The organism is Bradyrhizobium sp. P5_C11_2 (genome assembly GCF_054049755.1).
In genome coordinates, this window is record NZ_JBFULT010000315.1 from 1 (window position 1) to 13,431 (window position 13,431).

Sequence of the window (13,431 nt, forward strand, 5' to 3'; positions counted from 1 at the left end):
GCCCTGCATGGCGCGGGCGAGATCGACCATGTCGGGGTCGACCGATTTGAAGCCCTGCACCGCCGAGACCACCACCGGGAAGAATCCGAGCAGGAAGGCGGAGATCACCTTGGGAATGATGCCGAAGCCGAACCAGACCACGAACAGCGGCGCAATCGCGATCTTCGGCACGGATTGCGAGAACACCAGCAGCGGATAGACGTAGCTCTCCACCGTCTTCGAGCCCGCGATCAACATCGCGACGGGAATGCCGAACAGCGCCGACAGCAGGAAGCCGCAGACCGTCGCATAGGTCGTCGGCCAGGACTGGCGCAGCAGTTCCGGCCATTCGGTGCGCAGCACGGCGACGACATCGAGCGGAGCCGGGATCTGGTAGGCGGGAATCCTGAACACCCGGATCGCGAGATCCCAGGCCACCACGATGAAGACCAGGAACAGAAACGGCCGGATCCAGGCCGCGTTCAGGATCTTCGACACCGCACTTTGCGGCTTCAACTCAGCCACGCCTCACTCCCGGTCGTCTTGTTCTTCGGGGAAGAAATTAACCCGTTGGATAAATACTGTCCAGAGCTTTCCCTGTGACGTTTTGCGCGGGGGGCCGGGTTGGCGGGGGACCGTGGCAGAACGTACCGCCCCTCCACACATTCGGTGTCGTCCCGGCGAAGGCCGGGACCCATAACCMCAGGGAGRARTTTGGCGAAGATTGGTCGTTCGGGATTGGCACTGCGAGGACTACACCGTCTGCACCACCGCCGCGCGCTTCTTCGGCGCCTTGACCATCTCCAGCAGCGCCGCCGACTGCCCCGTCAGCGCCGCCAGCACCAGGCCGACCATGTGCGCCAGCCGCTCGTCCTTGGCGTCCTTGGCGAGCAGATCGCGGCCGAAGATCACGCTCAGCGTCGCCGAGTTCGAGAGATAGAAGAAGCAGAGCGCGGCGATCGAGATGTAGAGCTGGACGGGATCGACCGCGACCTGGAAGTCGCCGCTGTCGACGCCGCGCCGCACCACGGTGCGGATCATCTCGACGAAGGGCGAGTGCATCGACTTGACCTTGGTCGAGCGCTTCAGGTGCTTTGCGCGCGCGAGGTTCTCGGTCTGGAGCAGGGACAGGAATTCGGGGTTGCGCAGGAAATAGTTCCAGGTGAATTCGATCAGCCGCCGAATCGCCTCGGGCGGGTCGAGATGCTCGAGATCGAGCCCGCGCTCCTCGCTGCGGATCTTGTCATAGGCGCCTTCGAGCACCGCGAGATAGAGCTCGTCCTTGTTGCCGACGTGATAGTACAGCATGCGCTTGTTGGCGCCGGCCTGGGCCGCGATGCGGTCGACGCGGGCGCCGGCCAGGCCGTGGGCCGAGAACTCCTGCTTGGCGGCTTCGAGGATGCGCAGCCGCATCCCCTCGGGATCGCGCTGCCATCTCAGAGTTTGCTTTGCCTTCGCCAAACCGGTTGCTCGCTGGGTGCTCACAGGTCAGCGTGTAACACGCGAGCGGGCGTTTGAGAACGATCTCGTGCCCAGCAGTTTCGTAGGGTGGGCAAAGGCGCACTTGCGCCGTGCCCACGTCTTCTCACCAAATAGGCAGGACGTGGGCACGCTTCGCTTTGCCCACCCTACGGGAGTCTTCGAGAGGAGAGACCGCCCCTCATTCCACCGGCTTCGGCGAGCGCTCCAGCAGCACGGTCTGGATGCCGCAGGTGCCGTTCCGCACCGTCATGATCCGCGTGCCCGGCTTGCGGCCGTTGCGCACCTCGGTGACGTCGAGTCCACCAGCGATCAGGCGGGCGCGCGTGGCGTCGATGTCGGCCACCCGCCAGCTCAGGCCCCAGAGGCGGTCATGCAGGGCGTCGCCGCCCGCAACGGGACGGCGCACCACCTCGACGACGAGGTCGCCGCAGCGGAAGAACATCAGCTGGCCCCACTCCTGGTGCGAGCGGTCGAGCGCCAGATCGAGCCCGAGCCGCGCGCCGTAGAGCGCGGCGGCGCGCTCCGAATCCTCGGTGGTGATCACGACGTGATCGAGCGCGTCGATCGGTGCGATGTCGGTCGCGGCCGAAAGCGGACGCTGTTCGGCAAGCTCGAGGAAGAACATGCGCACGCCCCGCGTCAGCTCCGTGGCGGCGCGCGTGCGCTTCCAATGCAGGGCCGCTCCGGTTTCGGCATCGCTGCTTTCCACCTCCGCGACCGGATCCGGCCTCAAGGCCACCCGCTCCAGCCGGCGGTGCATCCTGCCCATGTCTGCGACACGAAAGCACAGGCTGGCGAGCACGCCCTCGCGGTCATCCAGCAGCGCGCGCATCCGGTCCGCCGGCAGGCTGAAGCCGCTCGGCGCCATCAGTTCGATCGTCATGTTCGCGAGCGTGAACAGCACCCGGTCGGCGCCCTCGCCGGAATTCTGCCAGGCCGGCGCACGCCCCAGCAGCGTCTGATAGGCCGCCTTGGCCGCACCGATATCCTTGACCAGAGCGACGACGTGATCGAGGCCGGTGATCATATCCCCCCCTTTTGTCGGCCCGGAACACGGGCTGAAGACACGGCATTGGTCCGGGCTTGGCATTGCCCAGCGATGGTCGTATTCCGGCACCAGGCTGACCTCAAGCGCTTCGGGCGGCAGTTTTGCGAATAATTTCAGCGTCCCCCGCGCGGAACCGGTGCTAGAGTAAGCCCGCCGGCCGGGACCACAAGCGCATCACGGACAAGCAATGCAGGCTCTCTTCATCGGACAGACCTATATCGACGTCGTCTTCATCACCGACCACATGCCGACCGGCGACGAGAAGCACGTGGCCTCGGACTACGCGGTCTCTTTCGGCGGCAATGCGGTCACGGCGGCGTTCTGCTGCGCCAAGCTCGGCATCGTGCCCGATCTGATCGCGACGGCGGCCAATGACTGGCTGGGGCGCATGTTCCAGGACATGTGCGCGAAATACGCGATCTCGTTGCATGCGCGAAAAGTGAACCAGTCCTCGCTCTCCTTCATCATGCCCAAGGACGGCAAGCGCGCCATCGTCCGCTGCCGCGACGACACCCACATCCATCCGTTCCCGATGCTCAATTTGGGCGGCTGCCGCGCACTGCACATCGACGGCCATCAGCCCGATGCCGCGATCCATTATGCAAAAGTCTGCCGCGAGGCCGGCATCTTGACCTCGCTCGACGGCGGCGGCCTGCGCACCAACACGCATGAGCTCCTGGAATTCATCGACGTCGCGATCGTCGCCGAGCGCCTGTGCGAGCAGATGGATCTCACGCCGGAGAAGATGCTGGACTATCTCAAGAGCCGCGGCTGCAAGATCGGTGGCGTCACCATGGGTGAGAAAGGCCTGCTCTGGTACAACGAGACCGGCGCGGTCGAGACCATGCCGGCGATGCCGATCCCGCGCGAGCGCGTGATCGACACCAACGGCGCCGGCGACGTGTTCCACGGCGCCTATGTCTATTCCTATCTGGCCCATCCCGGCAAAAGCTGGCGCGAGCATTTCGACTTCGCCCGCGCCGCCTCGACCTTCAAGATCCAGCGCCTCGGCAACGAGGCCGGCCTGCCGACCCTCGTCGACATCGCAAAGGTCCGGCACGAGTTCGAGGTCAGGGCCTAGACTTCGTTAAGGGCATATCATGGGGCGCGTCTTCATCGCCGGCAGCATCAACATGGATGTGGTGGCGACGGCCGACCGCCATCCGAGGGTCGGCGAGACCGTCGCCGGCAAGCAGGTGCTGTATTTCCCGGGCGGCAAGGGGGCGAACCAGGCCGTTGCCGCGTCGCGGCTGGGCGCGCGGACCACATTGATCGGCCGGCTCGGCAAGGATTCCTTCGGCGCCGAGCTGAAGGCATTCCTCGGCGACCAGGGCATCGACCTCGGCTACGTCCAGGAGACCGCCGAAGCGCACACCGGCACCGCCATCATCACGGTCGCCGAGGCCGACAATACCATCGTCGTCATTCCCGGCACCAATGCGCTGGTCAGTGCTGACGACGTCAGTGTCATCCCGCTGCTGAAAGGTGACGTTGCCGTCAGCCAGTTCGAGATTCCGCTGCCGACGATTGCCGCGTTCTTTCAGCGGGCGCGATCGGCTCGAGCGATAACGCTGCTCAACCCGGCACCGGCGAAAAAAATTTCTCGCGAGCTGCTCGAGCTCGTCGACATCCTCGTGCTGAACGAGAGCGAGCTCGGCTTCCTCGCCAGCACAGAGCTCTCCGAGAGCGACACCGCGGCGCGGATCATCGAGGTAGCAGGACAGCTTCAGGCGCGCGAGGACCAGACCATCTGCGTCACGCTCGGCAAGCGCGGCGTGCTCGCGCTCGCCGGCCGCCAGGAATTTGCAGTGCCCGGCCGCGTCGTGAAGGCGGTCGACACCACGGGCGCCGGCGACTGCTTCGTCGGCGCGCTCGCGGCGCAACTGACCGACGACGTGCCGCTACGCACGGCGCTCGCCTTCGCCAACGCCGCCGCCTCGATCAGCGTGCAGCGGATGGGCGCGGGGCCGTCGATGCCGACGGCGGAGGAAGTCGCGTCTGTCATCAAGGCGGGCTGATGCCGTTCTTACCTCGCCCCGCTTGCGGGGAGAGGTCGGATTGCGAAGCAATCCGGGTGAGGGGGTACAGGTCTCGCGATCATCTCATCTGCGGAGAGAGCCCCTCACCCCGACCCTCTCACCGTAAGAACGGGGAGAGGGAGAAGATGATCACGCCAGCGCGCTCTTCAGATCAAAGCCCTCGTCCGCCGCCTGCTCGGGCGTGATCGAGCGATCCATGGCCTGCAATCTGCGGCCGAACATGTGATCGCCGGCGCGGTTGATCGACTCGATGCCGAGCAATCTGTCGCCCTTGTAGCAGAATGCCGAAAACGCCTTCTTGGCGGGGTCGCCGCGCAGCACGACGCGGTCGTAGCCGGTGGTCAACCCCGCCATCTGGAGCTTGTCGTCACCCTGGTCGCTCCAGAACCAGGGATGACCGTCATAAGCCTTCCTGTCGCCGGTCAGCCGCGCCGCCAGGCAGCGGGCGTGGTCGGTGGCGTTCTGCACCGACTCCAGCCGCAGCGATCCGCCGAAGCGCGGGCTTGCGAACAGCGCGCAGTCACCGATCGCCGAGATGTCGGGATCGGAGGTCGAGAGATATTCGTCGACGACGATGCCGGCGGCGACCGACAGCCCCGCCTCGGCCGCAAGCTCCTTGTTCGGCAGCACGCCGACGCCGACCACGATGAGATCGGCGGGCAAGTGCCGGCCGTCGCTCAAGGAGACGCCGGTGACCTTGCCGCCCTCGGCCTCGATCGAGGTCGCCTGCACCCCGAGGTGAATGCGGATGCCGGCCTCGCGATGCCGCTGCTGGAAGTAATCCGAGACCTCCGCCGTCACCGCGCGCGCCATCACGCGTGGGGCAAGCTCGAGCACGTCGACCTCAAGTCCCTTGATCCGTGCGGTCGCCGCAAACTCCAGGCCGATGAAGCCCGCGCCGATCACCACCACCCGCGTCTTCGACGGCATGATCTGGCGCAGCGCCTCGCTATCGTCGAGGATGCGTAGATATTTCACGTCCGGCAGGTTGGCGTTGGGCAGATCGAGCAGGCGATTGCGCGCGCCCGTGGCCAGGATCAGGTGACCGTAGGCAAGCGTCTCGCCCGAGGCGAGGTGCACCTTGCGGCCCGCGCGGTCGATCGACGCGGCGCGGCCCGCGATCAGCTCGATCTTCTGGTCCTGGTAGAATTTCTCCGGCCGGAACATCAGGCTCTCCGGCCCGGCGGAACCCTTGATGTAGGCCTTCGACAAAGGCGGCCGCTGATAGGGCAGATGCGCCTCGTCGTTGATGAGGCAGACGCGGTCGGAAAACCCCGCCTGGCGCAACGATGCGGCGCCCTGGTAGCCGCCATGGCCCGCACCGACAATGATCACCGGACCGCCCGTCATCGGAACAGCCCACTTCCGGAGACACGAGCGTTACCCATGTCGTCTCCTCTCGCGCTGATTTTGGCTTGTGGCCTAGGAGGAGCCGGCGCTCGTGTCCGTCCCTAAACGAAGGCAGTGCATTTGACCCTATCGTTCCGGCCGACGCAAGAGCCTCCACCGGCCGCTCGCGCCGGGGATTGTCACCCCTCGCCTTCTGCGATTTAGTTGCAGAAATGACCTCCTGCCGGGGATTTTCCAATGACCGCTCCCGTCTCCCGACCCGATGATCCCGCTTTGCTGCGGATCGACGGCCCGATCGCAACCATCACGCTCAATCGGCCCGCCGCGTTCAACTCGATCAACCTCGCGATTGCGCAAAAGCTCGAACAGCTCGCGGCCTATATCGAGGGCGCCGACAACATCAGGGTCGTGGTCCTCGAGGGCGAAGGCCGTGCCTTCTCGGCCGGCGGCGATTTGCAGACGATCGGGGCTGCCGCCGAAGCGGGCACGGTGACGCCGGTGGTAGGCCAACTGCTGAAGCACTATCACGCCTTCATCGAGACCATCCGGCGCATGCCAAAGCTGTCGCTGTCGAGCGTCCACGGCTCGGCCGCCGGCGCCGGCATGGGCCTCGCCTTCGTCACCGACCTCTGCATCGCGGCCGACGATGCCAAATTCACGCCGGCCTATGCCAAGATCGGCGTCTCGCCGGACGGCGGCTCTACGGTCGGCATCGTCGGCACGGTCGGCTCCCGCCGCGCGCTCCAGATCTTCCTCTCCGAGGACAATTTTACCGCGCAGCAGGCCCATGAATGGGGCCTGGTCGCCAGGATCGTTCCCGCGACCGAGCTGAAGGCGGCGACGCGGCAGCTCGCCGAGCGTCTGGCGCAGAACCCGCCGGCGGCGATCGCCGGCACCAAGTCGCTGGTCTACCAGGCCGCGACAACGTCAGTGAGGCAGCAGCTCGATGCCGAGGAGCACAAGATCATCATGGCGATGAACACGGACGAGTTTCGCGCCGCCGTGAAGAAGTTCACGAGCAAGGGGAAGTGAGCGCAACCCTTACTTAGGACAGATGTAGCCGGTGCCCGCCGGCGACTTGAAGCAGCCGACCGACTCCGGCAGCACCTGCTGCGGCAGCCACAGCACGACGCTCGGGAAGTAGATCGCAAACGCGATGGTGGCGAGGAACACGACATAAATCGGCAGCGCCGCGCGCAGCGCCTTGGCGAAACTGATGCCGACGAATTTCGACGCCATCAGCAGCACGAGCCCGTAGGGCGGCGTGATCAGGCCGAAGGCGAGCGTGGCGATCAGCACCACGCCCATATGCACGGCGTTGATATCGCCGGCCTCGGTCAGCGTGTTGACCAGCGGCATGAAGATGATGATGGTCGGCACCGGCTCGATGAAGTCGCCGACCACGGTGAAGAGCAGCACCATCAGCAGCATGATCAGATGCGGATCATTGCCCGCGATCGAGGTGATCATGTCGGCGATGTAGCTGGCACCGCGCAAGTACGCGAGCATCCAGCCGAACGCGTTGGCGGCGCCGATCGTGATCAGCGGCAGCGAGAAGATCAGGCCCGCGAGACAGAAATCGTAAGGAATCTTGCTGAAATGTCCGCGGTTCAGCGCGGGAATGACCACCAGGATGATCCAGACCACGGCGACGACGCCGGCCTCCGTCGGGGTGAACCAGCCGGTCAGGATGCCGCCGAGCAGGATGACCGGAATCATCAGCGGCAAGGCGGCATCGCCGGCAGCGAACACGATCTGCCGCAGCGGCGCGCGCGGCTTGCGCAGGCCCGAGGGGCCGAAGAAATAGCAGTAGATCATCAGGCCGAAGCCGATCATCAGCCCCGGCACCACGCCCGCCATGAACAGGCCGGCAATCGAGACGTTGCCGACCGCGCCATAGACCACGGCGGTGATGCTCGGCGGCACCAGCGCCGCAATGGTCGAGGCGGAGGCGATGATTGCGGCGATGAAGGCGGGCTCGTAGCCCTCCCGCTTCATCGGGCCGCCGAGCGCGCGGCTCATCACGGCGACATCCGCGGTGGTCGAGCCCGACATCTCAGAGAAGAACATGCTGAAGACGACGACGACCTGCGACAGCCCGCCCCTGATGTGGCCGACGAGGGACACCGAGAGGTTGGCTATTCGCACCACCACATTGGCCGAGCTCATGAGCTCGCCGACCAGCAGGAAGAACGGGATCGCCAGCAGCGCCTCGGAATCGACGCCGTCAAAGATCTTCTGGATGATCGCGGCGAGCGAGACGTCCGACAGGATCGCGCCGATGAACACGCCGGCCATCAGCGAGAACGGCACGGGGACGCCGAGATAGCCGAACGACAGGAAGCAGACCGTCATCAAGGTCAGGACGACCGGCGCGCTCATGGCTGCGCCCTCATCTGTGCGTCGGTGATCCCGGGCGTGGCATCTTCGTCCGGCGGCTCGGGATGGTCAAAGCCGTTGCGCAGGCCGTTGACCAATTGCTCGACGGTGAACAGGCCGATCAGCACACCCGACAACGGGATGATCGCATAGAGCGAGGCGATCGGCGTGCCCGAGGGCAGGCGAAAACTGCCGAAGCCGCGCAGATAGTTCTGATAGCCGTACCAGATCAGGCAGAACGCGACGCCGAGCACGACGATCCGGATGATCACTTCGACGATCAGCCGCGCCGTGCCGTGCATCGCCTCCGAGATCGCGGTGAGATAGAGGTGATCGTTGCGCCGGGTCGCGGCCGCCGTCCCAACGAAGATCGCATAGATGAACAGCGTCGAGGTCGCCTCCTGCAGCCACAGCCAGGGATGACCGATGGTGCGGGTGACGATGTCGGCAGTCACCGACAGCGAGAAGCCGAAACACAGCACGCCGCAGAGAAGCATGAGCGCGACTTCGAGCCAGTCGAGCCAGCGCCATTTCAGATGGCGCTGGCGTTGAACGAGCAGCTTGTCGGAAATGGTCATCCAATCCCCCGTCGTCCCGGCGAAGGCCGGGACCCATAACCCCAGGCCGATATGATGAAAGCAAGCTGACGGCTATCCTGCCCCAAGCGCCGCCGCGGAGTATGGGTCCCGGCCGACGATCTTGACGCCCATCTTCTTCAGCTTGTCGGCCGCCGTGCGCTCGAGGTCGAACGCCTTCTGCGGCTCCTTGGTGCTGATCTCGTTGGCCGCCGCCTGCACCCAGCCCTTCTGCTCTGCCGACAGGCTCTGCCAGAGCTTGTCGGAGATGAACACCAGCGCGTTGTTGGCCTCGTGCTCGGTGATGTTCAGCACCGGCGCGACCTCGTAATGCTTGTTGACGAGATAGACGTTGATGCTGTTCTCGGCGACCTCGACCACGCCGGTCTGCAACGAAGTATAGACGCTGCCGAACGGCATGTGCACGGTCTGGGCACCATAGGCCGGGAACATCAAGTCTTCGGTCGCGGTCGCCTGGACGCGGACCTTCAGGCCCTTGACGTCGCCGACATTGTGGATCTCCCGCCTGCTGTACATGTGGCGCACGCCCTGCGAGCCGGTCGCGATCACGTGCAGGCCCTGCGTGGTCTCGTCGATCATGGTCTTGAGCGCCTCGAACACGCGGGGATCGGCCAGCCCCTTGACCACGTGGTTCTCGTCGCGGAACAGGAAGTGCAGCGACATCACGCCGGCCTGCGGCGAGATCGTCGCGGTGTTGGCCGAGGAGATGATCGCGAATTCGACGTCGCCGGCTTTGACGAGCTGGAGCACCTGCGGCTCCTGCCCGAGCTGCGCGCCGGGATATTGGTCGATGATCATGGTGCCCTTGCTCAATTCCTTGAGCTTGTCGGCAAAGAGGTCGCCCGCGATCGAATAGCCGGTGTTGCGCGGCTGGTCGTAGGCGAAGCGATAATGCTTCACCTCCTGCGCTCCGGCCCCGGTGACGAACAGCATGGCGGCAGCAGCCGCGAGCCCATGTAAGAATCTTGGCATGGATCGTGCGATCATCGTTTCCCCCTGTTTTGTCGCCCGCCGCTTCAGCGGTCTGGGCGTTCGTTCGGGTGGTTGGTCACCCCTTCTCCGTCTGCTTCCCAGTCCTCTGCATGAAATCGAAGTCGCAGCCCTCGTCGGCCTGCATGATGGTCTCGTTGAACAGCCAGGCGTAGCCACGCCGCGCTTCATCCGGCGCAGCGGCCGGCTTCAACGCCGCGCGGCGGCGCTCCAGCTCGGCCGCATCGACCAGCAGCTCGATGCTGCGTTTGGCGACGTCGAGGCGGATCATGTCGCCGTTCTTGACCAGCGCCAGCGGGCCGCCGACGGCGGATTCCGGCGTGATGTGCAGCACGATGGTGCCGAACGCCGTGCCGCTCATGCGCGCATCCGAGATGCGCACCATGTCCTTGGTGCCGCCGCGCGCGAGCTTCTTCGGGATCGGCAGATAGCCCGCCTCGGGCATGCCTGGCGCGCCCTTGGGCCCGGCATTGCGCAGCACCAGCACATCGTCGGCGGTGACGTCGAGATCGGGATCGTCGACCCGCAAGGTCATGTCCTCGACGGACTCGAAGACAACGGCGCGCCCGGTATGCTGCAACAGTTTTGGGCTCGCGGCCGACTGCTTGATCACCGCACCGCGCGGCGCGAGGTTGCCGTGCAGGACGGCGAGCCCGCCTTCCTTCTTGATCGGATTGTCGCGCGGGCGGATGGCGTCCTGGCCGGGCACGTCTTCCGCATGCGCGACGACATCGCGCAGCGTCTGGCCGGAGATGGTTTTCGCATCGAGATCGACGAGGTCGCCGAGCTGCGCCAGCAATTTCGGCACGCCGCCGGCGTGATGGAAATGCTCCATATAGTGCTCGCCGGACGGCTTGAGGTCGACCAGCACCGGCACCTCGCGGCCGATCTGGTCGAACACGCCGAGATCGAGCCGGTGCGGCGAGCGATGCGCCATCGCCGTCAGATGGATCAGGCCGTTGGTCGAGCCGCCGATCGCCTGAAGCACGACCTGCGCATTTTTGAACGAAGCCGGCGTCAGCAACTCGCTCGGCTTCGGCCCCTTGGTCTTGGCCATCTCGGCGGCCACCCGGCCGCTGGCCTCGGCAAGACGGAAGCGTTCGGCATGCGGCGCGGGAATCGTCGCGCTCATCGGCAGCGACAGGCCCATGGCCTCAATCATGCAGGCCATGGTCGAAGCCGTGCCCATCACCATGCAGGTGCCGACCGACGGCGCGAGACGGCCGTTGACCGCCYCGATCTCGGCATCATCCATTTCACCGGCGCGATACTTGCCCCACAACCGGCGGCAATCGGTGCAGGCACCCAGCACCTCGCCCTTGTGATGGCCGACGACCATCGGCCCCACGGGGATGACCACCGTCGGCAGATCGGCGCTGATTGCGGCCATGACCTGCGCCGGCAGCGTCTTGTCGCAGCCGCCGATCACGATCACCGAATCCATCGGCTGGGCCCGGATCATCTCCTCGGTGTCCATCGCCATCAGGTTGCGCAGATACATCGAGGTCGGATGCGCGAAGCTCTCGGCGATCGAGATGGTCGGGAACACGAAGGGCATCGCGCCCGACAGCATCACGCCGCGCTTCGCGGCCTCGATGATCTGGGGCACGTTGCCGTGGCAGGGATTGTAGTCGCTGTAGGTGTTGGTGATGCCGACGATCGGGCGCTCCAGCGCGTCGTCGGAATAGCCCATGGCCTTGATGAACGCCTTGCGCAGGAACAGCGAGAAGCCGGCATCGCCATAGCTCGTCAGACCCTTGCGCAAGCCACTCGTCATCATGCCACTCCAATCGCCCTGCCATTGTCCTACAGGCTGCCCCTCGATTGTCAATAAGTCAGGTGCCTCGTCGGCGTTTTTTGGACTTCTGCGCCGCAAACCTGAGGAGATTATTGACAATCCGGGCTCTCCCTGCTCCACAGGCAGAACCGGCCGGGGCCGGGAGGCAAAAGGGATGTCCGATACGCGCACCGCGGAGGCAATGACGGTCCGGCGCGATGATCCGGACGACGTCGTCGCGCGGCTCGAGGAGGACATCATCTTCGGCCGCCTCGCGCCGGGCGCGCGCCTCACCGAAGACGCGCTGATGTCGGCTTACGGCACGTCGCGGCACTTCGTGCGCCAGGCGCTGGTGGAAGCTGAGCGCCGCGGCATCGTCCGCCGCGAGAGGAATGTCGGCGCCACCGTACGGTTCTATTCCGCCGAAGAAGTCCGGCAGATCTACGAGGTCCGGGAGATGCTGACGCGGCAGGCGGCGCTGATGATCCCCCTGCCCGCACCGCCAGGCCTGATCGACGCATTGACCGCATTGCAACGGCAGTACTGCGCCAAGGCGGAGGTGCAGGATTTGCGCGGCATTCACGAGGCCAACGACGCCTTCCACGTCGCGCTGTTCGCGGCCTGCGGCAATCCCTACCTGGTGCGCTCGCTCCAGGACTACATGAACCTGACGCTGCCGATGCGCGCCAAGAATCTCGCCGACCGCGAGGGCCTCGCGCAATCGCGGCGCCAGCACGAGCTGATGATCGAGCTGTTGAAAGGCCGTGACAGCTGGGCACTGGCGCAGCTCTGCGTCGACCACATGCAGTTCAGCAAGAAGGATTATCTCGCGCGGATCGCGGGCGAGGAAGCTGAGCGAGTGGGCGCGAACTCATAAGAGAGACGTCCGCTTCTCGTGGCGAAGCAGCCCTAATGCAGGCAACGTCGGCATTTCGCCTTTTGACCCGTAGCGGTCGTTTGGTCTGATAGGACCTTCCCAAACCGCTTGGCGCAGTTTCTGATCGCCGTTGCCGCGTCACCCGTAGTCGCGGCTACCAAAATTTAGCATCCTGTCGTCGCACGTACCGCATTTCGGGAGGTTGGCATGGCTACAGGGCTGTTCGGAGTGAGCTGGACCGAAATCATCGACTTCCTTTTGAAACTCGCACCAGCCGCCTCCATCGTAGGTGGCATTTTGGCAGCGCGGGTACAATTGAGGAGCAATCGGCAGATCAATGCCGTAATGATAGCGAAGAACCACTATCGAGAGATGCTGGACGCTTTTCTAAAAAATAGCGACATACTCTACTTGGGGTCAAATCCAACATCGTTTGCGGAGTTGAAGAAGGATATCCCGCGCTATCGTCGCTATCGAACGCTCTTCACGCTTATGTCGTTCGCGATGCAGGAGCTTTATCTGGCGATGGACCTGAAGCGTGAGAAAAATTGGGAGCATATGATTCGAGTGTTTATTTCGCTCTTCAGGAATTACATTCTGTCGCCGGAAGATTACGGCCCCTACAATCATCAGGCTCTGACGCCGAGCTTCCTCGCATTCTTGATGGACACTGCACAGAATTTCGAGCACTCCGCAGCGCGGACGAGCGTGGCGCAATATCTGAAGGATGAGACGCGGCTGACATAGTCGAAGGCCGACTAGTTAGCCATTCGATGTCGCCTATCGGCCCCATAGCAGACGTGGCTGAAGCGTCGGATGACGTCGGCTTTTGAACCCGAAGCCGCCCCCTACTCTTCATCGAAAATTTGGCAGCAGCCCGTTCTGCTGATTGACTTTCCGGCTTTACGCAACCA

Annotated in this window: 13 protein-coding genes; 5 read left to right on the plus strand and 8 right to left on the minus strand. The window is 64.6% G+C overall.

Annotated features, from left to right (window positions below; genetic code table 11):
- The 3 genes from ACXJL8_RS25570 to ACXJL8_RS25580 all read right to left on the minus strand — a co-directional run.
- A partial coding sequence (locus ACXJL8_RS25570) for an ABC transporter permease (RefSeq protein ID WP_456685800.1) occupies positions 1-504 on the minus strand: 504 nt, incomplete at its 3' end.
- A 228-nt stretch (positions 505-732) separates the two neighbouring features.
- Positions 733-1,440 carry a TetR/AcrR family transcriptional regulator gene (locus ACXJL8_RS25575; protein ID WP_456623146.1) on the minus strand — a complete coding sequence of 236 codons (708 nt, stop codon included), beginning with the start codon at positions 1,438-1,440 and terminating at the stop codon, positions 733-735.
- A gap of 199 nt (positions 1,441-1,639) precedes the next feature.
- Positions 1,640-2,488, minus strand: coding sequence for a VOC family protein (locus tag ACXJL8_RS25580; RefSeq protein WP_456623147.1), 849 nt, complete (start codon positions 2,486-2,488; stop codon positions 1,640-1,642).
- A gap of 208 nt (positions 2,489-2,696) precedes the next feature.
- Between ACXJL8_RS25580 and ACXJL8_RS25585 the strand changes: the two genes are divergently transcribed.
- Complete coding sequence (locus ACXJL8_RS25585) at positions 2,697-3,590, plus strand: sugar kinase (RefSeq protein ID WP_456623148.1); 894 nt, start codon at positions 2,697-2,699, stop codon at positions 3,588-3,590.
- A 19-nt stretch (positions 3,591-3,609) separates the two neighbouring features.
- Positions 3,610-4,527, plus strand: coding sequence for a ribokinase (locus tag ACXJL8_RS25590; protein WP_456623149.1), 918 nt, complete (start codon positions 3,610-3,612; stop codon positions 4,525-4,527).
- Positions 4,528-4,677: 150 nt separating this feature from the next.
- On the opposite strand, the gene ACXJL8_RS25595 is transcribed toward ACXJL8_RS25590, so the two are convergent.
- On the minus strand, positions 4,678-5,898 hold the full coding sequence (locus ACXJL8_RS25595) for an NAD(P)/FAD-dependent oxidoreductase (protein ID WP_456623150.1): 1,221 nt from the start codon (positions 5,896-5,898) through the stop codon (positions 4,678-4,680).
- Between the two features lie 237 nt (positions 5,899-6,135).
- Here ACXJL8_RS25595 and ACXJL8_RS25600 point away from each other — a divergent pair, with 237 nt between their 5' ends.
- On the plus strand, positions 6,136-6,930 hold the full coding sequence (locus ACXJL8_RS25600; RefSeq protein ID WP_456623151.1) for an enoyl-CoA hydratase/isomerase family protein: 795 nt from the start codon (positions 6,136-6,138) through the stop codon (positions 6,928-6,930).
- Between the two features lie 9 nt (positions 6,931-6,939).
- Here the strand turns inward: ACXJL8_RS25600 and ACXJL8_RS25605 are convergent, their stop codons facing one another.
- The 4 genes from ACXJL8_RS25605 to ACXJL8_RS25620 all read right to left on the minus strand — a co-directional run bounded on the left by ACXJL8_RS25605 (position 6,940) and on the right by ACXJL8_RS25620 (position 11,640).
- Entirely contained in the window at positions 6,940-8,280 is a 1,341-nt protein-coding gene (locus ACXJL8_RS25605; protein ID WP_456623152.1) for a TRAP transporter large permease, read from the minus strand.
- Complete coding sequence (locus ACXJL8_RS25610) at positions 8,277-8,855, minus strand: TRAP transporter small permease (RefSeq protein WP_456623154.1); 579 nt, start codon at positions 8,853-8,855, stop codon at positions 8,277-8,279. Before ACXJL8_RS25610 ends, ACXJL8_RS25605 begins: the two co-directional genes overlap by 4 nt.
- A gap of 72 nt (positions 8,856-8,927) precedes the next feature.
- The gene (locus ACXJL8_RS25615; RefSeq protein WP_456685801.1) at positions 8,928-9,860 is read right to left on the minus strand and encodes a TRAP transporter substrate-binding protein; all 933 of its coding nucleotides are present in this window, start codon (positions 9,858-9,860) and stop codon (positions 8,928-8,930) included.
- A 61-nt stretch (positions 9,861-9,921) separates the two neighbouring features.
- Complete coding sequence (locus ACXJL8_RS25620) at positions 9,922-11,640, minus strand: IlvD/Edd family dehydratase (protein WP_456685802.1); 1,719 nt, start codon at positions 11,638-11,640, stop codon at positions 9,922-9,924.
- 175 nt (positions 11,641-11,815) lie between these two features.
- Between ACXJL8_RS25620 and ACXJL8_RS25625 the strand changes: the two genes are divergently transcribed.
- The gene (locus ACXJL8_RS25625) at positions 11,816-12,517 is read left to right on the plus strand and encodes a GntR family transcriptional regulator (RefSeq protein ID WP_456624389.1); all 702 of its coding nucleotides are present in this window, start codon (positions 11,816-11,818) and stop codon (positions 12,515-12,517) included.
- 207 nt (positions 12,518-12,724) lie between these two features.
- Positions 12,725-13,264 (plus strand): hypothetical protein, encoded by a 540-nt coding sequence (locus tag ACXJL8_RS25630; protein WP_456624388.1) that lies wholly within the window; start codon positions 12,725-12,727, stop codon positions 13,262-13,264.
- Positions 13,265-13,431 lie beyond the last annotated feature (167 nt).